We start from the raw sequence: 26,041 nt of genomic DNA, 5'->3' as shown, positions 1-26,041 counted from the left end.
TGCTTTTGGTGATTATGTAGAAAATCATGGAATTAAAAAACACATCTTGAAATGGAAAATTTTTTCAACTATAATCGCTCTGATATCTGATAAAACAGATATCGAAAACAGCAAATAAAGAGGATTAAAAAAGGATTGGGAGGGTTTATTGGAATGCAGACAGACATGACAGTTGGGAAACCAATGAAGATGATACTTGACTTTACGATACCTGTATTTATAGGTAATGTATTCCAGCAGTTTTACAACATGGCAGATGCCATAATCGTAGGAAAATTTGTAGGAACAAAAGGGCTGGCAGCGGTTGGTTCAACAGGAACGATCATGTTTCTGATCATAGGTTTTCTTATGGGACTGACAGCCGGTTTTACAGTTCTGACCTCACAGAAATTCGGTGCAGGAAAGATGGATGAGATGCGCCAGTCAGTGGGAAATGCGGCGTTACTTTCAATTATCATTTCGGTTATAATGACGGCTGTCAGTATGGTGGGGATGCACTCGCTTCTGACATTAATGCATACACCGGAGGATATTTTTCAGGATGCATATACCTACATTATGATCATATGCGGAGGTATTTTTGCACAGGTATTATATAATATCCTGGCCAGTATTCTGAGAGCACTGGGAAACAGTAAGACACCCTTGTATTTCCTGATTCTGGCGGCACTTTTGAATATAGTACTTGACCTGACGTTTATTATTGTTTTCCATATGGGAGTCGCCGGGGCTGCCTGGGCAACGATCACAGCACAGGGAGTATCTGGAGTGCTTTGCCTGATTTATATCATAAAATGCGTACCGGAATTGAAACTGAAGGCAGATGACTGGAGATTTCGTTCAGAGATTGCCAAAAAAGAAATTCTTGTGGGCATTCCCATGGGACTGCAGTATTCCATCACTGCGATCGGAACCATGATGGTACAGTCTGCGCTGAATATTCTTGGTTCCTATGCAGTAGCGGCATTTACGGCAGGAAATAAGATTGAGAATATTTTTACCCAGGCATATGTTGCAATCGGAACAACAATGGCAACATATAATGCACAGAATATAGGAGCGCGTAAACTGGACAGAGTCAGACAGGGATTTAACAGTGCGCATATTATAGGAATTACCTATGCCATTGTTACAGGTGTGATTATTTTCTTCTTTGGCAAATATCTGTCTTATCTGTTTATTTCAGATAATGCCGCAGAAGTCATCCCTATGGTTGATACTTATGTGAAATGCGTGGCAGTATTTTTCATACCACTTCACTTTGTCAATGCACTCAGGAATGGTATCCAGGGCATGGGATACGGACTGCTTCCCATGCTTGCCGGTGTTGCAGAACTGGCAGGACGTGGAATCACTGCTATGGTCGCGGCAGCTCATAAGAGTTACTTTGGAGCATGTATGGCCAGTCCGATGGCATGGGTGCTTGCCGGAGGACTTTTGATCGTTATGTATTTCTATGTGATGAAGGATATGAAACGCAGACTTGGCCTGTAAAAATAAGAAAAATCACAAGGGATTTGCCAAAGAAAACATTTTTCGGGGATATCACCTGCAAACAGTAATAAAAAATGAGAAAAAGGTGAATAGTAGGTGCAAATTGGAAGAATTATGTTATAATGAAACATGCAGCGCAGGTTTATGTGATCAGTACATAAATTCTGTGTATTGTGAAGCGTATTATTAAGAATTATAGCAAGCCTCTTAATTAACCGAATCAACAGTAATATGATTCAGAAGTAATAGGCTTCAGGAAAAATGAACGGTAACACTTATGTTGAGGAGAAAATAGATGGGCAACAAAGAAGAAAAAAACAACACAGTCCCAAATGGCAGTACGGAAATAACTGGCAGACGCCATAAATCCGCAAGACCGGGGAGAATTTCGTATGTACCGATCAGTGATGAAGATCTTGCACCTTATGAACCACCTGTTCGTAAGAAGTATAAAGGATTAAAAATTACAGGAATCGCAGTGGCAATGGTTATTGTAAGTGCCGGAGCCGCATATGCAGGTATGTCATATTATTATTCGGATAAATTCTTTGAAGGAACATCAATCAATGGTATTGACTGTTCAGGTAAAACTGCTTATGAGGCAGAACAGAAGATTGCGAAGACAGTAGAGAACTATTCCATAGAGGTTGATTCCAGAAATCTGGATCCGCAGACAATCAGCGGAGATCAGATCGGTTATAGTTATGTTTCTGATGGAAGTGTTCTGAAACTTCTGAAAGATCAGAAACCTTATGAATGGATCAGAGGTTTTTTTGAAAAGAAGAGCTATACAGCCGCTGAGAACACGACTTACGATAAAGAAAAGCTGAAAAAACAGGTGAAGGCACTTAACTGTGCACAGAAAGAGAATCAGGTAGCTCCTGAGAATGCATATGTCGCATATGGAGATTCGCAGTTTGAGATTGTTCCGGAGACAGAGGGAAGTAAGCTGGATTTGAAAAATGCTTATAACGTGCTTTCGGAAGCTGTTTCGGGAAATAAAACTTCGGTTGATTTCGACAGTGAGCCGGACGTGTATGTAAAAGCAGATATCACCAGCGACAATCCGGATCTGCAGGCGTCTCTTAATGCATGTAACAATTTCACAAAAGCAAGCATTACGTATACTTTTGGAGATGAAACAGAAACCCTGGATGGAAATACGATCAAGGACTGGCTGAATTTTGATGAAAAAGGACAGCTGATCATGGATGATACATCTTTCAGACAGCACATCGCAGATTATGTGGCGCAGCTTGCAGCGGCCCATGATACGGTGGGAACTGAAAGAGAGTTCCAGACAACAAGTGGGAGAACTGTCAGTGTATACGGTTCTGCATATGGATGGCAGATAGACCAGGCTTCAGAGGTTGCACAGCTGACACAGGAAATCCAATCAGGGACACAGACAACCAGAGAGCCGGTTTATTCTATGACAGCCAATGCACATGGTTACAATGATATAGGAAATACTTATATTGAAGTGGATCTGTCCGAACAGCATATGTATTTCTACCAGAACGGAGAAGATATCTTTGAGTCAGATATTGTTTCCGGTGATATGAGATATTCTGACCGTCAGACTCCGGCCGGTATTTATACGATTTATTATAAGAAGAGCCCGGATGTGCTCAGAGGTAAACAGCTGGCAAACGGTAAATACGAATATGAACAGCCGGTAACGTACTGGATGCCGTTTAATGGCGGTATTGGTTTCCACGATGCAAACTGGCAGCCATACTTTGGTGGAGATCGTTTCATGGAAGGCGGTTCGCATGGATGTATCAATATGCCGCCGGAGAAAGCAGCAGAACTTTATAATATTATTGACTGCAATATTCCAATCGTATGTTTCTATTAATATTGATCAGGAATTACTTTTCTGTAATCTTTTAATTGGAGGTATTGAACAGTTCTCTGAAAAATAAAAACAGGTATGGATATTCCGGGATCATTGTATATGAAACAATAGTCCCGGATTTCTATAAAAAGAAAAAAGGTTCTGTATGGTAAAATGCAGAAAGAAAGGGGAAGGTTATGAATTTTGATTCTTTAAACATCATACTGACAATTGCCGCTTTCATAGTAGGAATAATGCTTCTGACAGGACATGGGGATATTTTCCTGAAAGGTGGAAACTCGGACATCAGTAAGAAGCTTTATGATGAAGAGAAGATGGCAAAAGCAAGTGGAGTTGCGCTTATTTTGATTGGCGTTGTTTCTGCCATAGATCTTTTTACTACAGCACTGGCCTTTAAAATAGCTTACATAGTAGCACTTCTGATCATTATTGTCGGGCTTGTGTGTTATTTGAGATTAAAATGTAAAAAATAATGAATAAGGCAAGAAGGATCGAGATACAGTAAAATGTGTACGGTCCTTTTTATTTTTATGTATTAGCGTTTTTTTCTGTTTTGTGATAAAATGACATACAGGCCAAAATCCAATTGCCACAGGTAATCTGAAATGAATTTTGGCGGCGTTACTGAGAATGGAGTGAACAGTAAATAAACGAGGAAAAGATAAATTATGGTACTTGAAGAGATTGTGCAGCCTCTGGTAAAATGGTACAGGGATAATAAGAGGATTCTTCCATGGAGAGATAAGGACAATGCTTATTATACATGGGTGTCGGAGATTATGCTGCAGCAAACCAGAGTGGAGGCAGTGAAACCCTATTTTCAGAGATTTATCACAGAACTCCCGGATATTCAGTCACTGGCGGAATGTCCTGAAGAGAAACTTCTGAAGTTATGGGAGGGACTGGGATATTATAACCGCGTTCGGAACATGCAGGAAGCGGCGAAAACTGTAAAAGATGAATATAATGGCAGACTGCCTGAAGATTATCAGGCACTTTTGTCGTTAAAGGGAATAGGAAGTTATACAGCCGGTGCCATTGCATCGATCGCATATGGGGAAAAGGTTCCGGCTGTAGACGGGAATGTACTGCGTGTGATTTCCAGAATTACAGAGAGTACGGAAGACATCAGCCGGCAGTCTGTCCGCAGAAAAATAGAACAGCAGGTTTCGCAGATCATGCCCTCAGATTGTCCGGGAGACTTTAATCAGGCACTGATGGAACTGGGAGCTGTGATATGTGTTCCCAACGGTCAGGCGAAATGTGCAGAATGTCCGATTGCATTTACCTGTTTGGCTCACAGACATGATAAAGCGGATATGATTCCTGTAAAAGCACCTAAGAAAGCCAGAACACAGGACAACAGGACTGTGTTTATCATTCAGGACGGAGAATGCACAGCTATCAGGAAAAGACCTGAGAAAGGACTTTTGGCAGGCTTATATGAACTGCCAAATATTCAGGGACATTTAAAAAGCGAAGATGCGCTTTTGTACGTAAAAGAGTTGGGACTTGATCCATTATATATAGAAGAACTTCCGCCTGCGAAACATATTTTCTCCCATATTGAATGGAGAATGCAGGCATACAGAATAAAGGTATCATCCCTAAAGACAACACAGGATAAAGAACTCATTTTTGTAAGTAAAGAACAGTCAGGTAAACAATACGCAATTCCATCTGCTTTTGGAGCGTATGCAAAGTATATCAAGGAGGGCTATTAGCAGTTAAATATAAATTATAAAATTATATGATTTAAGCGTCAAAACCCCTTTTTACTGAATTTAGTCACAATATATTGTTGTAATATACGAAGTGAATATACTAAATACAGTATCCTTGGTTATTAAATTACCCTTTTGACACTCTAATCATTATATAAGTACATGTTGAATTTTATAAGATATTAGAGCAGAATATTATTGAAAGGAGTTGATACTTTGAGTAAATATTATTCTATACATGAATTTTCAAAAATTATAGGCGTATCTGCCCGGACATTACGAAATTGGGATGCCAATGAAAAACTTCATCCGCATCATACTACAGTAAGTGGCTATAGATATTATTCTGATGAGTAACTCAACCAAGTAATTATTGCGATTTGGTTTTGAGCTGATAGAATATATCGCTTCACTTTATAATTGTAAAATTGAGATTATTGATAATACTGAAAAATCCGAACAGCAGGAACTTGTTGAAGATCTGGTTCAGATAATCACAGTATTCAGTTGTAAATTACAAGGAAAACGAGCGAACAAAGCTAAGAAACTTATCCGTGAACTGATACAGGAGGAAACAGATGGTAAAAGCCATAAAAGTAATGTTGATACCAAACAATGTACAGAAAACTAAGATGTTTCAGTACGCAGGTGCTTCAAGATTTGCTTATAACTGGGCTTTGGCCAGGGAGATAGAGAACTATGAAAAAGGCGGCGGATTCATTTCAGATGCAGAACTCAGAAAAGAATTTACGAAGCTTAGACATTCTGATGAATATGCATGGTTACTGAGTATTTCAAATAATGTAACCAAACAGGCGATCAAAGATGCCTGTACTGCGTATAAGAACTTTTTTAAGGGTTTGCAGAAATTCCCAAGATTCAAGTCAAAAAAGAGATCAATGCCGAAGTTCTATCAGGACAACGTTAAGATACGCTTCAGTAATACACACGTTAAATTTGAAGGCTTTTCTTCCAGCAGGAAAGCAAATAAACAAAAAATGAATTGGGTAAGGCTTGCAGAACATGGACGTATTCCGACAGATGCTAAATATATGAACCCGAGAATATCCTTTGACGGATTGAACTGGTGGATCAGCGTATGTGTAGAATTTCCTGACTGCAGGGAAACACTTAATGATGACGGAGTCGGCATAGACCTGGGAATCAAAGACCTGGCTGTCTGCTCTGATGGGACTAAGTATAAGAACATCAATAAGAGTCAGAAAGTAAAGAAATCAGAAAAACAGAAACGCAGGTTACAGCGTAGTATCTCTCGTTCTTACGAGAAAAATAAGAAAGGGGAAAGTTACTGTAAAACAAATAATGTAATCAAAAAGGAAAAACTTTTATTAAAACGAAATCACAGATTAACAAACATCCGTAAAAATTATTTAAATCAGACCATATCGGAGATCGTAAATCGAAAACCAAGATTTATATGTATTGAAGATCTGAATGTCAGCGGAATGATGAAAAACAGACATTTATCCAAAGCAGTTCAGGCACAGGGATTTTTTGGGTTTAGAAAACAGCTTGAATATAGGTGCAGCGATAAAGGGATCCAGCTTATTGTGGCTGATCGGTTTTATCCATCATCAAAGCTTTGCAGCTGTTGTGGAAACATCAAAAAAAATTTGAAGTTATCTGACAGAGTTTATAGATGTGCGTGTGGGAATATGATTGACAGAGATTTCCAGGCATCTATAAATCTCAAGACTTATGGAGAAAAATTTGCAAGCTGACACTGAAATGTTAATACAAATATGTACGGATACGTTAGTCCGGAATTTACGCCTATGGAGAGTACAGGAACTTGTGAGTAGATTGATATTTATATCATCAAAAGCATACTCGTTGAAGTAGGAATGGAACATAGAAGTTTATAACTTTTTATAAGTTTTCTGTAACGGAAACAACAAGATGAAACTGTTAAGTATTGCGATTCCATGCTATAATTCACAGGATTATATGGAGAACTGTATAGAGTCATTGCTGGTGGGAGGAGAAGAAGTAGAGATTCTTGTAATAGATGACGGATCTTCTGACAGAACTGCTGAGATTGCAGATGCTTATGCCAGGAAATATCCGACAATTGTAAAGGCAATTCATCAGGAAAACGGCGGTCATGGAGAAGCTGTCAATGCAGGAATCAGAAATGCTACAGGATTGTATTTCAAGGTAGTGGACAGTGATGACTGGGTAAATAAAGAAGCATATGTACAGATTCTGAAAACTTTATATGAACTGCTCAGAGGTCCGCAGACAGTTGACCTTCTGATCAGTAATTTCGTATATGAGAAACAGGGGGCAACCCGTAAGAAAATCATGCAGTACCGGAAATGTCTGCCACAGGACAGAATATTTGGATGGGAAGAAGTGAAACATATGCCGAAGGGCAAATATCTTCTGATGCATTCCATGATCTATCGTACAAAATTACTTCATGAATGTAATCTGGAACTGCCAAAGCATACATTTTATGTAGATAACCTCTTTGCTTTTGAACCTCTTCCTTATGTAAAGAATATGTATTATCTGGATGTAAACTTCTATCGTTATTTTATTGGAAGAGATGACCAGTCTGTGAATGAGAAAGTGATGATTAAACGAATTGACCAGCAGATCCGTGTGAATAAACTTATGGTAAATGCTTATATTAACTGCAAAAGTACAAATAAGCACCTGAAAAAGTACATGTTCAGTTACCTGGATATTATTACAACTATTTCCTCTATTATGCTTATACGTGCCAATACAGAAGAGTCTCTTCAGAAAAAGAAAGAACTGCTGGAGTATATTAAGACAGAGGATAAACAGGTTTACAGAAAATTGCGTCACAGTCTTTTTGGAAGAGTTATGAATCTTCCGGGAAGAGGTGGAAGGAAAATGTCAGTGGCAGCCTACAAGATTAGCCAGAAATTTTATGGATTTAACTGATGTGCTCTAAATAGCAGAAAATTGTTATAACTGCAAAAAGCAGAATCTCTGAAAGACAAAATGTATTTCAAAGATTCTGCTTTTATTTTAAATCTTTTTAGTTTTCACTTTTTTTTCTTTTTACTTCTCCGAAGCAGACAGTCTGTGAAGGAGCGGAGACTTTTCTTGGATAAAAAACCAGAAAGCCAAATAATGCGAGCGTTGCACCCATGCATACATCAATTACAGAATGCTGTTTCAGGAACATGGTAGACATGATGATCAGTGCAGTCAGGGTGAAAGATGCTGCTTTTATAAGTTTCTTATCTCGCAGTGCTTCACAGTTTGTAAGCGACATATGGATTGCAAGAGAGTTAAACACATGAATGCTGGGTAGGATATTCGTAGGAGTATCTGTACTGTACAGCCATTTTACCACATCTGTAAAAACATTGTCTCTTGGAAACTCTGTGGGACGTATGTGCTGAGCATTTGGATAAACATAGGAAACAATCAGGAAAACAGTCATTCCCATCATAAGGTTAAATGCCAGTTGGTAGTATTCATGTTTGTTCTTATTAAAAAATATAAAATAAATCACAGCCAGGATCATGTATGGAAACCACAGCATATAAGGAACGATAAAGAACTCACAAAATGGAATCCAGTCATCAAATACTGTATGTACGATATGATAGCTGTGAACCGGTCTGTGCTCCAGGTAACTGAAGAGCAGGATATAAATGATGCTGTAAACAGCAATCACAAGTCCATGCCGGTATTTGGAAATAAAACGTTTCAAAATTTCACCTTCTTTGGAGAATTATTTCATACCATACCATATCATAACATCTTCATACTGCTTTTACAAATAAATTTTCTCATAAAGTATATAAAAATTTTATAAAAAAATTCTCAATAAAGTTCAGCGTTTTACAAAGTTTTAACATAAAGCAGAACAAAGATTTTACGGCTTTTTATTATACTGATATCAACTGAGCCGGAGAAATTATAGTGATTTTCGAAAATGTCATGTTGTTTCCGGAGATTGTATACTGGTTTCGGCTTATGGCATTCAGCAAATAATTGTAAATGGAGAACAGAAAAATGATATATTTGGTAGAAGATGATGAGAGTATACGTGAACTGGTGATATATACATTGAAAAGTCAGGGATTTGAAGCAAAAGGATTTGAAAGACCTTCTCACTTCTGGAAAGCCCTGGAAAAGAAAAAACCTGCACTTCTGCTCCTTGATGTGATGCTGCCGGAAGAGGATGGGATTTCCATATTGAAGAAATTGCGTATGCGTCCGGATACACGTAAACTTCCTATTATCATGCTGACAGCAAAAAGCAGTGAATATGATACAGTGGTAGGTCTTGACAGCGGGGCAGATGACTATATTCCAAAACCATTCCGCATGATGGAACTGATCTCAAGGATCCGCGCATTATTAAGAAGAACAGAAGATGACGGCGCAGAAGAATATCGGACAGGAAACCTTTATGTCTGCCCTTCCAGACATATTGCAACTGTAGATAAAAAGAATGTAAATCTTACATTAAAAGAATATGAAGTATTATGTCTGCTTCTGAAAAACAGCGGAACTGTACTTTCCAGAACCCAGCTTCTGAATCAGGTCTGGGGGTATGAATTCGACGGAGAGAGCAGAACCGTTGATGTACATATCCGAACACTGAGACAAAAACTGGGAAGTGCCGGTGAGCTGGTGGAGACAGTTCGTGGAGTCGGATATAAAATTAATATGAAATAAAGTTAAAGAATAACTGGAAACAGGAATTTATCTATGCTATACTTTTAAATATGAGAATTGCAGGAGTTGCAAAGAGCAAAGCAAAATAGCTTTTGATCCTGACATCTTAAATATAAGCAGATGCCAAAAATAAATGGACAGCTGCCCGAAATCAACGGTCAGGGATATCAGAAACCCTGACTGTAGATTTTTATAAGGAGTTATTTATTTTATGAAATCATTAGTAATAGCAGAGAAACCTTCTGTTGCCAGAGATATTGCCAGAGTACTTCACTGTACACAGAAAGGAAATGGTACCCTTGAGGGAAAAGATTACGTAGTCACCTGGGCACTTGGACATCTTGTTACGCTGGCAGATCCTGAGGAATACGATAAGAAGTATATGAAATGGGAAATATCCACACTTCCCATGATGCCGGATCGAATGAAGCTGGTAGTTATTCGACAGACCGGTAAACAGTACAATGCAGTAAAAACGCAGCTGTACAGAAAAGACATAAACGATATTATAATAGCCACAGATGCCGGAAGAGAAGGTGAACTGGTAGCCCGCTGGATTCTTGACAAAGCGGACTGTCATAAACCAATCCGTAGACTGTGGATTTCTTCAGTTACAGACAAAGCTATCAAAGAAGGATTCGGAAATCTGAAAAACGGACATGAGTATGATAATCTGTACAGAGCAGCTGTGGCAAGAGCGGAAGCTGACTGGCTGGTGGGAATGAACGGTACAAGGGCACTTACCTGTAAATATAATGCCCAGCTTTCCTGCGGGCGTGTACAGACTCCTACACTGGCGATGATTGCGAAACGGGAAGAAGAGATACGGGCATTTAAGCCGAAGGAATATTACGGAATCACCCTGAAAGCAGGTGATATCACCTGGACATGGAAGGAACCAAAGAGTAAGAGCTTCAGAACTTTTAATAAAGAACGGGCAGAGGAGATTTCCGATGTTCTCAGAAATCAGTCTCTGGAAGTAACTTCCGTAACCAGCAAAGAGAAAAAATCCTTTGCACCGGGTTTGTATGACCTGACCACACTGCAGAGAGAGGCAAATCGGAAATATGGATATTCTGCAAAGCAGACTCTGAATATCATGCAGCGTCTGTATGAAAATCACAAAGTACTCACTTATCCGAGGACAGATTCCAGATATATTGGAAAGGATATTGTTCCTACAATTAAAGAACGACTGAGAGCCTGCGCAACAGGACCGTACAGAAAACCGGCAGGCGCACTGATGAATCAGCCTGTTCGTGCAAATGGAAGTTTTGTGGATGATAAAAAGGTCAGCGACCATCATGCAATTATCCCTACGGAGCAGTTTGTGCAGCTTGACCATATGACAAATGAAGAACGTAAGATTTACGATATGGTAGTTCGCAGATTCCTCAGTGTGCTGTATCCGCCTTTTGTTTATGAACAGGTGAGCATGGAGGGAATTGTTGCTGGAGAACTTTTTGCTGCCAGCGGGAAAGTTGTAAAAAGTGCCGGATGGAAAGATGTGTATGAAAATACGGACGACACTGAAGAGGATGAGGATACTGCTGACGATGCGCAGAAATTGAAAGATCAGAAGCTTCCACAGATGAAGAAAGGTGAGAGACTGCATATAGAGAATGTATCCATGAATACAGGCAGGACAAAGCCACCTGCAAGATTCACAGAAGCAACGCTTCTTGCAGCAATGGAGAATCCGGTGCGCTATATGGAGAGTCATGATACAAAGGCAGCGAAAACTCTCGGTGAGACAGGTGGTCTGGGGACTGTTGCCACAAGGGCCGATATTATTGAGAAACTGTTTAACAGCTTTCTGATGGAGAAAAAAGGCAATGAAATCCATCTGACCTCCAAGGCAAAGCAGCTTCTGGAACTGGTACCCGAGGAACTGCGCAAGCCGGAACTGACCGCAGACTGGGAGATGAAGCTTGGAAATATTGCAAAAGGTAAAATGAAACAGGAAACCTTCCTGAAAGAAATCAGGAACTATACCTGTGACATTGTAGATGAGATCAAAACCGGACAGGGAACCTTCAGGCATGATAATCTTACAAACAAAATCTGCCCGAACTGCGGAAAGAAGCTTCTGGCAGTGAATGGAAAGAATGCAAAAATGCTTGTATGTCAGGACAGAGAGTGCGGTTATAAAGAAACCCTGTCCAGAACTACCAATGCCCGTTGTCCCAAGTGTCATAAACGTATGGAAATGTATGTGAAAGGTAAGGAAGAGACATTTATCTGTGCCTGCGGCTATAAAGAAAAGCTCTCTGCTTTTCAGGCGAGAAGGGCCAAAGAGGGAGCAGGAGTCAATAAGCGTGATGTTCAAAAATATATGAGACAGCAGCAGAAAGAAGCCAAGGAGCCGGTGAATAATGCATTTGCACAGGCACTGGCAGGATTAAAACTGGAATAACTATATCACTCTCTTGTCTGCGAATCCGCATTCTATGCGATGGGTATAGTTATTTACGAAACGATGTACCAGGTAAAATAAAAAAGAAGGGAAGATAATATTATGGCAGTACAGGATGATCATATGATAAGAAATATTCAGGACGTAGGAAGACTGATCGCGAAGCTTCTGCTTCATGAGCAGCAGCCCAATTACAAACTTCCGGAGAAGGAAGCAGATTACACAGAGGCAGACCGGCTTTTTGCTACAATTATGAAACTGGCAGAAGAAGGCAAGATCAATGAAGCAGAAAACGAATTATATATGGGTATGGTAGAAGATGATGTAGACTATCTGGAACTGGCACTGACCTTTTATCTGTATCTGAATGATATGGATGGAGATTTCCTGGATGATAACGGATATTCAAGGGAGGAAGTTTTGGAAGGTATGAAAGATCTTGCTTCAGACTGGGGTGTTACAGGATTAGAGGCTTTTTGAGAGAAAGGAAAAAGCATAGCATATGCGCAGAGAACAGACACTGGAAGAGATTTCGGATGGTAAATTATATGATTCTAATGATATGGTAAAGGCAGACTGCCATGACTGTGAAGGCTGCTGTGACTGTTGTCAGGGAATGGGAGATTCTGTGCTCCTGGATCCATATGATGTATACAGATTGTCGGCAGGATTACAGAAATCAGCAGAGCAGCTTTTACAGGAATATCTGGAACTGGGAGTGACAGATGGAAATATCCTTCCGCATCTTCGGATGACAGGAGTTAAGGAACAGTGTATATTCCTTAACAGTGAAGGACGCTGTCACATCCACTCTATTCGGCCGGGATTCTGCAGATTATTCCCGCTGGGAAGATTCTACGAGAATGGCAGTTTTAAATATATTCTTCAGATTCACGAATGTCCTAAAACAAACCGCAGTAAGATCAAGGTAAAGAAGTGGGTGGACACACCGGATCTGAAAAAATATGAGAAATTTGTAAATGACTGGCATTATTTTCTGCTGGATGTGCAGGAAGTACTGTACAATGCTGAGGATCCAGATCTGATCAGAAATCTGAACCTCTTTGTGGTGAACAGATTCTATCTCAAACCATATGATCAAAATCAGGATTTCTACATACAGTTTTATGAGAGACTGAAAGAAGGAAAAGAATTGCTGGCATTGGCGTAGGAGAGACATATGAGTTATCAGAACGAATGGCTTCTTTTTGAGGCAGAAGATGAGTTTGATGAAATTAAGCACAGAGAACCGACAGAGGAATTATTGTTCTATCGTGCAGTTGCAAGTGGAGATATAAAAACTGTTAAGAAGAATTGTGAACGGCAGAGATTTACAGAGTGTGATGGTGTGGGAGTACTGTCAAAGAATGCGGTCACAAATATGAAATATCATTTTGTTATCACTACCGCAATGATAACCAGACTCTGTAAACAAAATGGAATGGAGATGGAACAGGCATTTCGCCTGAGTGATTTTTATATTCAAAAGCTGGATGGCATTCATACAGTAGAAGAGGTTCAGAGCCTTCATGATGAGATGGTGATGGATTATACTGAAAAAATGCGCAGATATTTCAGAGACAACACTTATTCTAAACATATCAACGCAAGTAAAGAATACATTTATTCTCATATCAAAGAACGAATTACAATAGAAGATCTTGCAGATTCACTTGGAGTATCTGCGAGCTATCTCTCCAGATTATTTAAAAAAGAAACAGGAATATCGGTCAGTGCCTATATCCGCAGACAGAAGATAGAAATGGCGAAAAATCTTTTGCAGTACAGTGATTATTCGATCATTGAGATTGCAAACCGTCTTTCCTTTTCTTCCCAGAGTCATTTCATCCAGCAGTTTAGGGAAGTTACGGGAATGACACCGGGTAAATACAGGGATGAACATTATATGATACACTGGGATATAGAAAAAGAACTTTGTGTCGCATCAGAGTCGGAACTGAAAAAAGAACAGGATTAATCAAAATATTAAGATAAGTAAAACAGGCGGCTAGAGCGTGTCTGAAAAAGGCTTTCTGCAAGATGTGCGTCACAATTTGTGGTATATTTTGCCCGGATGAGGGCGCCGTAGCGGGCTACGGCAACTGAATTCGGGTGAAATATACCGCAAAGTGGGGCGTGCAGATTGCGGGAATGATTTTTCAGACACGCTCTAGCTTACAGGGAATATAAATTTTCTGTAAGCCGGCCGCTTATTTTCATCTGGTAATATCGGGGGATTAAAGAGTTAATATGACTTCGTTCTTATCCTGAAGAAGGTTTTCAGGGATATAATTATCTGCTAATTTCTGTCCGTTAAGAACCAGACTGCAGCAGCCAGATTCTTTTTCGTCTGGATTTTCTACAGAGATATGAAGCTGTTTTCCACGGAAAACTTTCTCAATCTCAAAGTGTTTCCAGCTTTTTGGCACAGAAGGAGACAGTCGAAGTCCTTCAAGATCAGGGCGAAGTCCGAGGATACCTTCCACACATCCTACCATTACAGTAGAAGCAGTTCCTGTCAGCCAGTGAACATGAGAGCGTCCAAAGTGTTTGCTTGCTTTTCCCTCTGTAAACTGACCATAGCAGTATGGTTCAAGACGACGGATTTCGGCACAGTCATTCTGCGCAGCAGGAGAATTTTCCATAAAATAGGTAAAAGCACGTTCTCCATGACCGCGGAGTGCTTCAGCAAGAATCAGCCAGCCCTGGGATTGGGAGAAAATACCGGAGTTTTCTTTGGTTCCCTGATTATAGATAACTGCCAGTGCACCATCGAAAGCATGCGCATGATAAGGCGGATCCATAAGGATCGCACCATATTTTGTGTTTAGACGTTCGTATACATTGTTCAGTGCAGCGTCTCCCTGTTCAGGGCTGGCAAGACCACTGATGACAGCCCAGCTCTGAGGATTCAGCCACATATTTGCTTCAGGAGCAGCAGCTTCACCGATTCTTTCTCCTGATTCTGTATAACCACGTACGAAGCGGTCGTTATCCCAGCACAGTTCCTGAACTTTTTCGCCAAATGCTTTCTGAGTTTCTTCAAGATACTGTACATATTCTGTATCTTTTTTATATTCGGCAAAGATTTTCAGGATTGTCATTGCATAATAGAACTGTAAAGCAACAAAAGAAGATTCTCCGTTTGCACCCAGACGGAGACAGTCATTCCAGTCTGCATAAAGTCCGGCGGGCATTCCATGAGGTCCAAGGTGATTAAGAGAGAAAGCAACCGCACGTTTCAGATGTTCATATACAGTAGCTTCATCTTTGTTGGCAAAAGGAATCACTTCATCAAGAAAAGCAGTGTTTCCGGTTTCTGAAATATATTTATATACAGTTGGGAAAAGCCATAATGCATCATCTGCACGGTAAGCCGGATGGCCGGTTTCCTGTACATAAGAAGCATCATCCGGAGTATCTTCTTTTCCAGGTGTGTGAGTAAACTTGACAAGAGGGAGTCCGCCACCGTTATTTACCTGCGCAGACAGCATGAAACGAATCTTTTCCAGTGCCATTTCCGGTGCCAGATGGATGATTCCCTGAATATCCTGTACAGTATCTCTGTATCCGTATCCATTTCTGAGTCCACAGTAAATGAAGGAAGCTGCACGGGACCAGATGAAAGTCATAAAACAGTTGTATGCGTTCCAGGTATTAATCATAGTATCAAATTCCGGACTTGGAGTGCTGACTTTAAGATTATCAAGCTTACTGTTCCAGTCAGCTTTTAATGCTTCCAGTTCTTCTGCTACAGTTGGAGCCGGATTTTCGTAACATCTGATTACTTCAGCAGCTTCAGATGACGGTTTCATTCCAAGAAGAAAAGCAATTGTTCTGGTTTCACCTGCTTTAAGAGTTATTTTGCAGGAGAGAGCACCACAGGAGTTTTCATTATAGCTTGTCTTATCACCAAGATCACCACAGACAATACCTTCAGGGTTTCCATATCCATGGTAACTTCCGAGAAATTCATTTTTGTCCCCACAGTAAGAAGAAACCTCAGCACCTGCAAGTCCAAAGAAACGTTCTGTCACATTTTTCTCATCTACATTCTCATTTTCAGGAATTGCATCAAGATTTCCATGAATCTGCTGAGTAATTCTGTTTCCTTCGAACAGTGTACGAGAAATAAAAAGAGAGTACTGTAAATTAACCTGATCCTGTTCGTAATTGCTGTGGTTGGTAAACTCTGCATATCCGCTGAGAGTCAGGTTCCTTTCGTGATCAGAATGATTGGTCACAGATAATGCCCATACTTCATAACTTTTTCCAAGAGGAACATAGTAAAGGGCTTCTGAGTGAATATCGCTGTAGTCGGCAGAAATTTTTGTATAACCGATTCCGTGACGGCATTCGCTCTTATACTGAGCCAGATCTTTGCCTACAGGCTGCCAGGATGCAGACCAGAAGTCTGATGATCTGTCATCGCGAATGTAAATGTAACGTCCCGGCTGGTCAAAGTTATTAAAAACATAGCGCAGGATACGTCCGTTTGCACCGGATTTTGCAAAACTGTAGCCCCCTGCATTATTGGAAATGATTGCACCGTACTCCGGGGAACCCAGATAGTTTACCCATGGTGCAGGTGTTGCCGGATTAGTAATCACGTATTCTCGGTTTTCATTGTCAAAATATCCGTATTTCATATAGTAAATCCTTTCTGTTAGAACAATATTTATAACAGCCTGTCGCCTGCTTTTATGGAGGCTGAGCAGCTATTGTTTTCAGGCAAGTGTCACTGTAATTTCATGAAGATCAGAAGAGAGGTTGTTAATAAATTCTCTGGAGATCATAATATGGGAATCTTCTACGATTTCTATTGCTGTTTTGTCGCAGTCCGCAGCGGCGATATGATAAGAACCATAATCTTTTCTGTCTGTGTTTCGGTAGGTAACATGGAACTGTTTTCCTGCAAAAGTAACAGAGACAGAAGCAGTTCCTGCTTCATCGAACTGTTCTGCCAGAAGTTTTGGATGAACCAAAAGGTTTCCGAAAACTCCACGGACACCAAAGACCTCTGTGATCATGGTAAAAAGATACCAGCTTGCAGCACCTGTCAGATAATGATACATGCCACGTCCGTCTGAACGGAAATATTCAGGAATTCCCGGGTAAATATGGCTGGTATCAAAGTCGAGAGCTGTATCAGACAGAGAACGCAATGCTTTCCAGCCTTCTTTTGCAAAGCCTCTCTGATATAAGGCATTTGCATACATAACTGCCATATGAGAGAAAACAGCACCGTTTTCTTTTTCGCCATAAGCGAAACCGAACATACGTCCCATATCAAACTTCAGTTCCTGAAAATCTGTGTTCAGGCGGTAACCGCCAATTTCTTTTCTGTAAAGATAATGATCTGCGCTTTTTACGATTTTTCTGATCTGCGCATCAGTGGCAACATTTCCCATAATAGAGAAAACCTGGCCCGTGAGCATCATACGCACCTGTTCATGGTGGAAACCTTCCACTGCCTCTCCATGATTATCGTAATAGCTGTTATACCATCCTTCTTCGTTGTCTTTGCCATCAATCCATTCCTGTGAACGGATATGATTTGTCAGCCAGTTGGATTTCTGGATCAGGTTGGCAGCAAGTGTGGAGAGAGAGAAGTTTTTCTTTCTGCCGCTCAGGTTATGCCTGCAGCTTTTGGCATATTCAGTAAGAACCTTTTTCTTTTCAGATACACTGTCAAACATATCTGTCTGGTCGTTCAGCAGGATTTCAATTTCCTCTGACAGTGGGATACTGGTTTCGCCTGCAGATTCCATAAGGCGTAATATGGAAGCAAGAGTGTGGAGATTGCCCGCATAAGCACAGGTAAAGGCAACACTTTCACCATTTTCTGCTGCCATATCCAGGGCATCGTTCCAGTCAGCTCCGCGGAGACGGTAAATATTATGAACACCTACATCATAAAAAGCGGCAAGCTGCTGGATCAGAATGTGCTCCAGAACACTTCCGGTATATACCTGACCGTCTTCGGTGCGCTGTTTATTTCCATATGCGTCATTCCAGAGAGTATCAATTTCTGTGCCGCGCATGGTTTGTGCATCTTTAAAATAAGGAACCTGTTTCTTAAGGATCTCTATATCTCCGGTCTGATTAATATAAAGACTGGTCGTGATTAGCGGCCAGAGTGCATGATCCATCCATACACGTGCGATTCCGTTTCTGTCAGCGATAAAATTGCCGTCACCGTCTCCGATAATAGTAGCATTTGTACCATCAATACGTACGCCGCCATAATTCTTTTCAATCATGGCACCTACATTCTGAGGATTCATCAGCAGAAGAGAAAGACAATCCTGCCACAGATCACGCCATCCGCGTCCACCACGTCCGTAATCATGATGAGGAAGGAAAGAACAGCCAAATAAACGGCGCAGGAATGGCTGGAAACTTACCCATTTCATATAACTGTCAAAGTCAGGATCCTGTGTGTGGAAGTCAACGTTTACCTGTTTTTTCCAGTAAATTCTGGTTTCTTCCAGTGCATTTTTTACTTTATCGGAAGTATTGTATTTTTCAAAAATATTTTCAATTTCTTCTTTACTGTCGGCAATACCTGATAATAAAATAAAGTCTGTTTTTTCACCGGGAGCCAGTGTGAAAGATGAGAAACAGAAAGCACCCATTGCTTCCTTTCCTGCTGCCAGACTGTGTGCGGGAACTCCTTTATATCCTTCATATACTGTGCGTGGATGTGTATAGGTACCACCTTCTCCGATAAAATCTTCTACAGTCGGATAATAGGAAATCGGATTTTCTCCCTTTCCGGAACAGCCATTTACATAATAGATTTTATGATTTGGCTGATGTCCACGCTCGTCAAATGACATGGTGGGGCAGACGTTGATTCCATGTTCTGTTGTCTCGATACGATGGAGCATGGAAGTGACATTTCGATGATCACGAATGTTATCTGCACTTCTTCCGTAAACAGGAATTGCACCATATGCAGTAAATTTCTGTACAGTATCTGTCTGGTTTTCAATTGTCACATACATAATCTCCACATTATCACTTTTGGGGATAAAAGAAGTAACTGTGGAGATGAGCCCAAGTTCTCTGGAAGTCCTTTTCAAAGTCTGCCACATGAATCCGGCGGTTAGTTCACTGTCTTCCTGCCTGTCAGTAAAACGGTCGGCTTCCTGCTGAGCAGAGGAACCTGTTACTGAATAAGGAATGTGTCCTTCTTTTACGATCCAGAAATTTCTGGAAGAACGATTGTTATGAAGATTTTCGGAACTGACCGGTTCCAGCAGGAAGGTATCCTGATCAATTTTGCTGTCACCTCCAAGCACTGGTGTGACGGAACTTTTCAGACCTGCTTCTGATGCAAGAGGAAAATAAAGATAACTGGTATTTTCCGGTCTGTTCACACAAAAGCTTCCATGATTATCAATAAACTTAATATGTTTCAACATTTTTCTCCTTCCATAAATATTGTATGGAAATTATATCGGAACTGAGATCTTTCGGAAATAAGAAACATGAAGTAAGTATCAGAATCATGACATAAAATAACACAATTCCAGAAAAATATATGAGCAGGTAATGAATCAGATTGCGAATATTCATCTGGCTGATTTATAGAAAAATGGTACTTTTTATACAAAAATACTAATAAAAAAACAGAAAGATTATGATTTTAGGAAAGATTTCCTTATTAAATGACAAAATCTGTCTGTATATAAAAAGAACACAATGAGGTCATGAATCTGACATTTTGGTGGAAATTATAATATACCCGAAAAGCAGTTTAAGCTATAATCTGATACATCAGGTGAGGCAAGAAACTCACAAAGAGAAAAAAAGAAAAAGGAGGGCTTTTTTAATGAAAAAGAAAGCATTAGCTGTTTTACTTACAGCATCCGTAATTGCAGGTACAATGGGCGGAACCGCTACAATCGTACATGCAGATGAAGAAGGAAAAGTAATCAATATTTATTCCTGGAATGATGAATTCCGTCAGCGTCTGGAAGCAGTATATCCTGAAGTAAAAGAAACATCCAAAGACGGAACAGTAACAACATTAAACGATGGAACAGAAATTCACTGGATCATAAATCCAAATCAGGATGGTGTTTATCAGCAGAAACTTGATGAAGCTCTTATGAATCAGGCTGATGCATCAGCAGATGATAAGGTAGATATCTTCTTATCAGAAACAGATTATGTATACAAATATACAGATGCAGCAGCGGATGTGGCAATGCCTCTGAAAGATCTTGGAATTGATCCTGACAAAGATCTTGCAGATCAGTATGACTTTACAAAAACAACTGCATCTGATGCAGATGGAGTACAGAGAGGATCTACATGGCAGTGCTGCCCTGGACTTCTTGTATATCGTCGTGATATTGCCAAAGATGTGTTCGGAACCGACGATCCTGAAGAAGTAGGCAAGAAAATGAAAGACTGGGATACAGCAAAAGCTACAGCTGAAGAACTGAAAGCAAAAGGATATTACACATTTGCTTCTTATGCTGATACATTCAGACTGTATGGAAACAGCATTTCCCAGCCATGGGTAGAAGACGGTGCAACAACTGTTAATGTGGACCAGCAGGTAATGAACTGGATCAAAGATTCCAAAGAATGGCTGGATGCAGGATACCTGAACAAAACTGTAAAAGGTCAGTGGAATGATGACTGGAACAAAGCTATGGGATCTGAATCCAAAGTATTTGCATTCCTCTTCCCGGCATGGGGAATTGACTTTACATTGAAACCAAACTGGGATGGAGAAGACGGAGAATGGGCTGTTACAAATCCACCACAGGAATACAATTGGGGCGGTTCTTACATCCATGCAGCAACAGGAACAGATAATCCGGAACATGCAAAAGATATCATTCTTGCACTGACAGGAAATAAGGACAATTTATTAAAGATTTCCAAAGATTATTCTGACTTTACAAATACAAAGAGTGGTATGCAGGAAGTTGCAACAGATGATACTTTCGCATCTGACTTCCTTGGCGGACAGAATCCATTTGAATATTTCGCACCGGTTGCAGAGAACATCAAGATCGCACCACTTTCTGCTTATGACCAGGGATGTGTAGAACTGCTCCAGAACGCTTTCAGCGATTACTTCCAGGGTCAGGTAGACTATGACAAAGCAAAATCAAACTTTGAAACAGCAATCAAAGAACGTTATCCGGAAATCCAGGAAGTTAACTGGGCTGAATAATAAACGCTTTTGAATTGACAGTTAAAAAGTTTCAGGTGTAAATAACCTGTACAGATGCATTTGTATTTGCCAGACACACATGAACGCGATGTGTGTCTGGCGCTAATATGTAAAGGAAGGAATGCTGAACTATGAAAAAAAAGAAAAGCATCAGCTATGCAAAATGGGGATACATCTTTATCCTTCCATTTTTTATAACTTTTTTAATCTTTTCTTTGATTCCGCTGGTAGATACTGTACGTTATAGTTTCTATGAATATTATCGTTCAGGAATTAAAGAAATCGGACCGAATTTTATTGGAATTGCAAACTATCTGAGTCTGTTGAAGTCAGATATGCTCAAATACAGTGCTAATACACTGATTCTGTGGGTAATCGGATTTGTACCGCAGATTGTGATCGCACTGGTTCTGGCATGTTGGTTTACAGATGCGCGTCTGAAGATCCATGGACAGCAGTTTTTCAAGGTTGTTATTTATCTTCCTAACCTGATCATGGCTTCTGCATTTGCATTATTGTTCTTTACCATGTTCTCTACCAACGGACCGATTAACTCTATTCTGATGTCTCTGGGATGGGTTAAAAATCCGATAGATTTCATGGGTTCTGTAATCGGAACCAGATCTCTGGTCGGATTTATGAACTTCCTGATGTGGTTTGGTAATACAACAATTATGCTGATGGCTGCTGTTATGGGTATCAGTATGGATATTTTTGAAGCATCTGAACTGGATGGCTGTAACAGTATCAAGAGATTTTTCTATATCACACTGCCGCTGATCCGTCCGATCCTTGCTTATACACTGATCACATCTATCATCGGTGGTCTTCAGATGTTCGATGTTCCTCAGATTCTTACAAATGGACAGGGAAATCCGGACCGTACATCTATGACTCTGATTATGTTCCTGAACAGCCACTTAAAGAGCAAGAACTATGGTATGGCAGGTGCACTGTCCGTATATCTGTTTATTGTCAGCGGTATTTTATGTATGATCGTATATAAGATGACAAATGACACAGACCCGGACGGATCTAAGAAAGCTGCAAAGAAAAAAGCAAAAGAAGAAAGAAGGAGGAGATAAACTATGAAACCAAATACATCAGGTCGTGTGCGCAGTATTTTTGTTCATCTTGTGCTGATCTTTTTATCCTTCCTGTGTCTGTTTTTCTTTTACATTCTGATTGTAAATGCAACACGTTCCCATGCGGATCTGCAGAAAGGATTTTCAGCACTTCCCGGAAAATATTTTCTTGAGAATCTGAAGAATGTGGCAAATGACGGAAGTTTCCCGATGTTCCGCGGTATTCTTAACAGTGTTGTTGTATCTTCCTGCAGTGCTGCACTTTGTACATATTTTTCTTCTTTGACAGCTTATGGTCTATATGCTTATGATTTTAAAATGAAGAAAGCAGCTTTTACCTTTATTATGGCAATTCTTGTTATGCCTACACAGGTAACAGCAATGGGATTTTTACGACTGATCACAAAGATGGGAATGTATGACTCTTTACTTCCGCTGATCATTCCATCCATTGCATCTCCGGCAGTCTTTTACTTTATGTACAGTTACCTTCAGTCTTCCCTTCCTTTATCCCTTGTGGAAGCGGCAAGAATTGATGGCTCCGGAGAATTCAGAACCTTTAACAGTATTGTACTTCCGATCATGAAACCGGCAGTAGCAGTACAGGCAATCTTTACTTTCGTAGGATCCTGGAACAATTACTTCGTTCCTGCCCTGATCATTCAGTCAAAGAGCAAAATGACAGTGCCGATCCTGATTGCAACTCTGCGTGGTGCTGATTATATGAACTTTGATATGGGTAAAATTTACATGATGATCACTGTTGCGATCGTGCCAATCATTATTGTATATCTGCTTTTATCCAAATACATTATTGCAGGTGTAACACTTGGTGGTGTAAAAGAATAATGAGAATTAAGAACCCCCATAGAGAGAATGCTATGGAGGTTCTTTTCATGAGAATTATAATATTAAAAACAGGAGTATAATTATATGAAGAAATGGATTTACAGTGGAACTAGAGAAGAACAGCCGTCAGAGAGAGAACTGATGCATGGAAAGCTTGCCAGAAAAGCGGCGTCAGAAGGCATTGTTCTGCTGAAAAATGAAGGAATCCTTCCATTAAAGAAAGATACAGCTGCTGCACTTCTTGGGTATGGAGCAGAGAAAACCGTAAAGGGTGGAATTGGTTCTGGAGATGTTAACAACAGAAAGAATATTTCTATTTATCAGGGACTGAAAGAAGCAGGAGTAAAAATTGTAAGCGAAGACTGGATCAGCGATTATCACAATCGCTATGAGCAGGCGAGAGAGGCGTGGAAAGAAAAAGTTCTGGAAGAAGCTAAGAAAGTAGATAATCCTTTTGATGCCTATGCAGAGAATCCTTTTGCAATGCCGCTGGGACGTAAGGTGGTAGAGGAAGATATCTGTGAAGCAGATGTGGTGATTTATGTGATCAGTCGTATTTCAGGAGAAGGAAAAGACCGCCGCAAAGTAAAGGGAGATTACTATTTAAGCGAGAGAGAAGAGGAAGATTTACGTTATCTTGCAGAAATGAACAAACCTGTGATCCTTATTCTTAATGCAGGTGGTCCTGTGGAGCTGACAGATATTCTGGAACAGACAGACAATATAAAAGGAATCTTAAATATTTCTCAGCTTGGTCAGGAAGGGGGAGATGCACTGGCTGATGTACTTCTGGGAAAAGAAGTGCCGGGCGGTAAACTGACAACAACCTGGGCAAGGCGATACGAGGATTATCCGGCTTCAGAAGAGTATGGGTATCTGAATGGCAATCTGGAAAAGGAAAAATACAAAGAAGGTATTTATGTAGGTTACAGATATTTTGACAGCTTTGACAAAAAGGTGATGTTTCCGTTTGGGTTTGGTCTTTCTTATACTATGTTTGAGATGAAGTGTTGTAGCATAAATATGGAAGAAAGTAAGATCAGAGCAGAGGTTCAGGTTACAAATACAGGAAATGAATATGCTGGTAAAGAAGTGGTACAGATTTATGTTACGCTTCCGCAGACAGAACTGGAAAAAGAGTATAAGAGACTGGCAGGTTTTGCAAAAACCAGACTTCTGAAGCCGGGAGAAACACAAACACTTACTGTTGAGATTCCACAGAAACAACTGGCTTCTTTCAATGAGGAAACACATACATGGATAGTGGAAAAAGGCAAATATGGCATTCTGGTCGGAAACAGTTCAGACAAACTGAAACTGGAAGCAGTTCTGGTAGTTTCAGATGATACAGTACTGGAACAGATGGATAAAATCTGTCCGCTTCAGGAAGAACTGGAACAGATTTATCTGACAAAAGAATTGAAAGAAAAATCTGTGCAGAGACAGGAAAAACTGATAACAGCGCAGGTTCCGGAATATTATTTTAAACCTGCGATGATACCGGCAAAATCGGAAAATGCCGGAAAAAATCAGGAAAATCTGACAGAGGAAGAAAAAAGATTTGTTTCTGTTCTGGAAGACAGAACTACAGAAGAGCTGATTCCTCTGCTTTATGGAAAGATTTCAGAGAATATCAGTACTCTTGGTGCAGCAGGGATTCGAGTACCGGGATCAGCAGGTGAAACCTGCGGTACTTTGGAAGAGTATGGAATCCCCTCTCTTGTTATGGCGGACGGTCCGGCAGGTATCCGCCTCAGACAGTGGTATGAAGTAGATAAAGAGACAGACAGCATCTATGAAATGGGAGTTCTTGGTTCACTGGAAAATGGAATTCTGGAACCTGGTGTGCATCATGAGAATGCAGACACTTATTATCAGTACTGCACAGCTTTTCCTGTAGGAACAGCACTGGCACAGACCTGGGATACAGATCTCATGACAGAGTTTGGAAAAGCAATCGCAGAAGAAATGGAAGAATTTCATGTAAATCTGTGGCTTGCACCGGGTATGAATATTCACAGAAACCCATTATGTGGAAGAAATTATGAATATTATTCAGAAGATCCATATCTGTCAGGGATGCTGGCAGCAGCAGTGATCCGGGGTGTTCAGAGCAAGTCAGGATGTGGCGTAACAATCAAGCATTTTGCATGTAATAATCAGGAAGATAACCGCATGGGTGTTGACTCCTGCGTATCCGAACGTGCGCTCAGAGAAATCTATCTCCGCGGATTTGAAATTGCAGTAAAAGAAGGAAATCCTGTTTCTATTATGACTTCCTATAATCTTATCAACGGTATTCATGCGGCGAACAGCAAAGATCTGTGCATGACAGTTGCCAGAAAAGAATGGGGATTTGACGGAGCAATTATGTCAGACTGGAACACAACAGTTCCGGAAGATGGAAGCGTTCCATGGAAATGTGTGGCAGCAGGCAATGACATTATCATGCCTGGAAATCCGGATGATGATAAGAATATTCGCCAGGCATATAAAGAAGGTAAACTTACAGAAGAAGAAATCCGAAATTGTGCCGGACATCTGGTATCTATGATCCGTAGATTAGAGCGTACAGATTGTTGAAATGATTTTTCAAACATGCTCTAAATGAAAACAGATAGAATTCTGGCATATGCTGAAAATACAGTAATGAGAGGACAATATTAATTATTAAAATCAATCGGAAGACCATCAGAGGCCTTCCGATTGATTTAGTGC

Annotated in this window: 20 protein-coding genes and 2 pseudogenes; 18 read left to right on the top strand and 4 right to left on the bottom strand. The window is 40.3% G+C overall.

Going from position 1 to position 26,041, the window contains the following annotated elements; all coding sequences use genetic code 11:
• Positions 1–153: 153 nt before the first annotated feature.
• The 8 genes and pseudogenes from NQ550_RS14095 to NQ550_RS14065 all read left to right on the top strand — a co-directional run bounded on the left by NQ550_RS14095 (position 154) and on the right by NQ550_RS14065 (position 8,016).
• The gene (locus NQ550_RS14095) at positions 154–1,494 is read left to right on the top strand and encodes an MATE family efflux transporter (protein WP_025577272.1); all 1,341 of its coding nucleotides are present in this window, start codon (positions 154–156) and stop codon (positions 1,492–1,494) included.
• 295 nt (positions 1,495–1,789) lie between these two features.
• Entirely contained in the window at positions 1,790–3,355 is a 1,566-nt protein-coding gene (locus NQ550_RS14090; RefSeq protein WP_025577270.1) for a L,D-transpeptidase family protein, read from the top strand.
• A 176-nt stretch (positions 3,356–3,531) separates the two neighbouring features.
• Complete coding sequence (locus NQ550_RS14085; protein WP_025577268.1) at positions 3,532–3,828, top strand: DUF3784 domain-containing protein; 297 nt, start codon at positions 3,532–3,534, stop codon at positions 3,826–3,828.
• 195 nt (positions 3,829–4,023) lie between these two features.
• Positions 4,024–5,079 (top strand): A/G-specific adenine glycosylase, encoded by a 1,056-nt coding sequence (gene mutY, locus NQ550_RS14080; protein ID WP_025577266.1) that lies wholly within the window; start codon positions 4,024–4,026, stop codon positions 5,077–5,079.
• A gap of 198 nt (positions 5,080–5,277) precedes the next feature.
• Positions 5,278–5,436, top strand: a complete 159-nt coding sequence (locus tag NQ550_RS23090) for a MerR family DNA-binding transcriptional regulator (RefSeq protein ID WP_416386309.1) — start codon at positions 5,278–5,280, stop codon at positions 5,434–5,436.
• Positions 5,437–5,449: 13 nt separating this feature from the next.
• A pseudogene (locus NQ550_RS23085) lies at positions 5,450–5,710 on the top strand (IS607 family transposase); the annotation flags it as partial.
• Complete coding sequence (locus NQ550_RS14070; RefSeq protein WP_259837706.1) at positions 5,658–6,821, top strand: RNA-guided endonuclease InsQ/TnpB family protein; 1,164 nt, start codon at positions 5,658–5,660, stop codon at positions 6,819–6,821. The pseudogene NQ550_RS23085 and the gene NQ550_RS14070, both read left to right, overlap by 53 nt.
• A 178-nt stretch (positions 6,822–6,999) precedes the next feature.
• The gene (locus NQ550_RS14065) at positions 7,000–8,016 is read left to right on the top strand and encodes a glycosyltransferase family 2 protein (RefSeq protein WP_025580040.1); all 1,017 of its coding nucleotides are present in this window, start codon (positions 7,000–7,002) and stop codon (positions 8,014–8,016) included.
• 97 nt (positions 8,017–8,113) lie between these two features.
• On the opposite strand, the gene NQ550_RS14060 is transcribed toward NQ550_RS14065, so the two are convergent.
• A complete protein-coding gene (locus tag NQ550_RS14060; RefSeq protein WP_025580042.1) occupies positions 8,114–8,797 on the bottom strand; it encodes a phosphatase PAP2 family protein in 684 nt (227 codons plus the stop codon).
• Between the two features lie 305 nt (positions 8,798–9,102).
• On the opposite strand from NQ550_RS14060, the gene NQ550_RS14055 reads away from it, so the two are divergent.
• The 5 genes from NQ550_RS14055 to NQ550_RS14035 all read left to right on the top strand — a co-directional run bounded on the left by NQ550_RS14055 (position 9,103) and on the right by NQ550_RS14035 (position 14,165).
• Positions 9,103–9,771 carry a response regulator transcription factor gene (locus NQ550_RS14055; RefSeq protein WP_025580043.1) on the top strand — a complete coding sequence of 223 codons (669 nt, stop codon included), beginning with the start codon at positions 9,103–9,105 and terminating at the stop codon, positions 9,769–9,771.
• Between the two features lie 211 nt (positions 9,772–9,982).
• On the top strand, positions 9,983–12,187 hold the full coding sequence (locus tag NQ550_RS14050; RefSeq protein WP_025580044.1) for a DNA topoisomerase III: 2,205 nt from the start codon (positions 9,983–9,985) through the stop codon (positions 12,185–12,187).
• Positions 12,188–12,289: 102 nt separating this feature from the next.
• Positions 12,290–12,667 carry a DUF6483 family protein gene (locus NQ550_RS14045; RefSeq protein ID WP_008704036.1) on the top strand — a complete coding sequence of 126 codons (378 nt, stop codon included), beginning with the start codon at positions 12,290–12,292 and terminating at the stop codon, positions 12,665–12,667.
• A gap of 22 nt (positions 12,668–12,689) precedes the next feature.
• Positions 12,690–13,358 carry a YkgJ family cysteine cluster protein gene (locus tag NQ550_RS14040; RefSeq protein WP_025580046.1) on the top strand — a complete coding sequence of 223 codons (669 nt, stop codon included), beginning with the start codon at positions 12,690–12,692 and terminating at the stop codon, positions 13,356–13,358.
• A 9-nt stretch (positions 13,359–13,367) separates the two neighbouring features.
• Positions 13,368–14,165, top strand: coding sequence for a helix-turn-helix domain-containing protein (locus tag NQ550_RS14035; protein WP_025580047.1), 798 nt, complete (start codon positions 13,368–13,370; stop codon positions 14,163–14,165).
• Positions 14,166–14,251: 86 nt separating this feature from the next.
• On the opposite strand, the pseudogene NQ550_RS22905 reads toward NQ550_RS14035, so the two are convergent.
• Positions 14,252–14,308 (bottom strand): annotated as a pseudogene (locus NQ550_RS22905) (DUF6783 domain-containing protein); the annotation flags it as partial.
• Between NQ550_RS22905 and NQ550_RS22900 the strand changes: the two are divergent.
• Positions 14,300–14,377, top strand: coding sequence for a DUF6783 domain-containing protein (locus NQ550_RS22900; RefSeq protein ID WP_329280175.1), 78 nt, complete (start codon positions 14,300–14,302; stop codon positions 14,375–14,377). The pseudogene NQ550_RS22905 and the gene NQ550_RS22900 sit on opposite strands and share 9 nt — an antisense overlap.
• A gap of 47 nt (positions 14,378–14,424) precedes the next feature.
• Here NQ550_RS22900 and NQ550_RS14030 read toward each other — a convergent pair whose 3' ends face one another.
• Together NQ550_RS14030 and NQ550_RS14025 are read right to left on the bottom strand one after the other, a co-directional pair.
• On the bottom strand, positions 14,425–16,836 hold the full coding sequence (locus NQ550_RS14030; protein ID WP_025580048.1) for a glycoside hydrolase family 94 protein: 2,412 nt from the start codon (positions 16,834–16,836) through the stop codon (positions 14,425–14,427).
• A gap of 78 nt (positions 16,837–16,914) precedes the next feature.
• Positions 16,915–19,614, bottom strand: coding sequence for a GH36-type glycosyl hydrolase domain-containing protein (locus tag NQ550_RS14025; protein ID WP_025580049.1), 2,700 nt, complete (start codon positions 19,612–19,614; stop codon positions 16,915–16,917).
• Positions 19,615–20,027: 413 nt separating this feature from the next.
• On the opposite strand from NQ550_RS14025, the gene NQ550_RS14020 reads away from it, so the two are divergent.
• From NQ550_RS14020 to NQ550_RS14005, 4 genes are all read left to right on the top strand, one after another.
• A complete protein-coding gene (locus NQ550_RS14020) occupies positions 20,028–21,389 on the top strand; it encodes an ABC transporter substrate-binding protein (RefSeq protein WP_025580051.1) in 1,362 nt (453 codons plus the stop codon).
• Between the two features lie 131 nt (positions 21,390–21,520).
• Positions 21,521–22,474: a carbohydrate ABC transporter permease gene (locus NQ550_RS14015; RefSeq protein WP_008704028.1), complete on the top strand. Its 954-nt coding sequence runs from the start codon at positions 21,521–21,523 to the stop codon at positions 22,472–22,474.
• A gap of 3 nt (positions 22,475–22,477) precedes the next feature.
• Positions 22,478–23,323, top strand: a complete 846-nt coding sequence (locus NQ550_RS14010) for a carbohydrate ABC transporter permease (RefSeq protein WP_008704027.1) — start codon at positions 22,478–22,480, stop codon at positions 23,321–23,323.
• A gap of 84 nt (positions 23,324–23,407) precedes the next feature.
• Positions 23,408–25,906, top strand: coding sequence for a glycoside hydrolase family 3 protein (locus NQ550_RS14005; protein ID WP_025580053.1), 2,499 nt, complete (start codon positions 23,408–23,410; stop codon positions 25,904–25,906).
• Positions 25,907–26,041 lie beyond the last annotated feature (135 nt).

The sequence above is a fragment of the Blautia wexlerae DSM 19850 genome (genome assembly GCF_025148125.1).
In the GTDB taxonomy this organism is placed as follows: Bacteria; Bacillota; Clostridia; order Lachnospirales; family Lachnospiraceae; genus Blautia_A; species Blautia_A wexlerae.
The sequence above is the reverse complement of the archived record's forward strand: the minus strand, read 5'-3'. Positions and strand labels throughout refer to the sequence as shown.

Bases quoted from the DNA above. Each gene is read 5' to 3' on its own strand.
- NQ550_RS14095 (WP_025577272.1), top strand. From the start codon at position 154: ATGCAGACAGACATGACAGTTGGGAAACCAATGAAGATGATACTTGAC.
- NQ550_RS14090 (WP_025577270.1), top strand. From the start codon at position 1,790: ATGGGCAACAAAGAAGAAAAAAACAACACAGTCCCAAATGGCAGTACG.
- NQ550_RS14085 (WP_025577268.1), top strand. From the start codon at position 3,532: ATGAATTTTGATTCTTTAAACATCATACTGACAATTGCCGCTTTCATA.
- mutY (WP_025577266.1), top strand. From the start codon at position 4,024: ATGGTACTTGAAGAGATTGTGCAGCCTCTGGTAAAATGGTACAGGGAT.
- NQ550_RS14070 (WP_259837706.1), top strand. From the start codon at position 5,658: ATGGTAAAAGCCATAAAAGTAATGTTGATACCAAACAATGTACAGAAA.
- NQ550_RS14065 (WP_025580040.1), top strand. From the start codon at position 7,000: ATGAAACTGTTAAGTATTGCGATTCCATGCTATAATTCACAGGATTAT.
- NQ550_RS14055 (WP_025580043.1), top strand. From the start codon at position 9,103: ATGATATATTTGGTAGAAGATGATGAGAGTATACGTGAACTGGTGATA.
- NQ550_RS14050 (WP_025580044.1), top strand. From the start codon at position 9,983: ATGAAATCATTAGTAATAGCAGAGAAACCTTCTGTTGCCAGAGATATT.
- NQ550_RS14045 (WP_008704036.1), top strand. From the start codon at position 12,290: ATGGCAGTACAGGATGATCATATGATAAGAAATATTCAGGACGTAGGA.
- NQ550_RS14040 (WP_025580046.1), top strand. From the start codon at position 12,690: ATGCGCAGAGAACAGACACTGGAAGAGATTTCGGATGGTAAATTATAT.
- NQ550_RS14035 (WP_025580047.1), top strand. From the start codon at position 13,368: ATGAGTTATCAGAACGAATGGCTTCTTTTTGAGGCAGAAGATGAGTTT.
- NQ550_RS14030 (WP_025580048.1), bottom strand. From the start codon at position 16,836: ATGAAATACGGATATTTTGACAATGAAAACCGAGAATACGTGATTACT.
- NQ550_RS14020 (WP_025580051.1), top strand. From the start codon at position 20,028: ATGAAAAAGAAAGCATTAGCTGTTTTACTTACAGCATCCGTAATTGCA.
- NQ550_RS14015 (WP_008704028.1), top strand. From the start codon at position 21,521: ATGAAAAAAAAGAAAAGCATCAGCTATGCAAAATGGGGATACATCTTT.
- NQ550_RS14010 (WP_008704027.1), top strand. From the start codon at position 22,478: ATGAAACCAAATACATCAGGTCGTGTGCGCAGTATTTTTGTTCATCTT.
- NQ550_RS14005 (WP_025580053.1), top strand. From the start codon at position 23,408: ATGAAGAAATGGATTTACAGTGGAACTAGAGAAGAACAGCCGTCAGAG.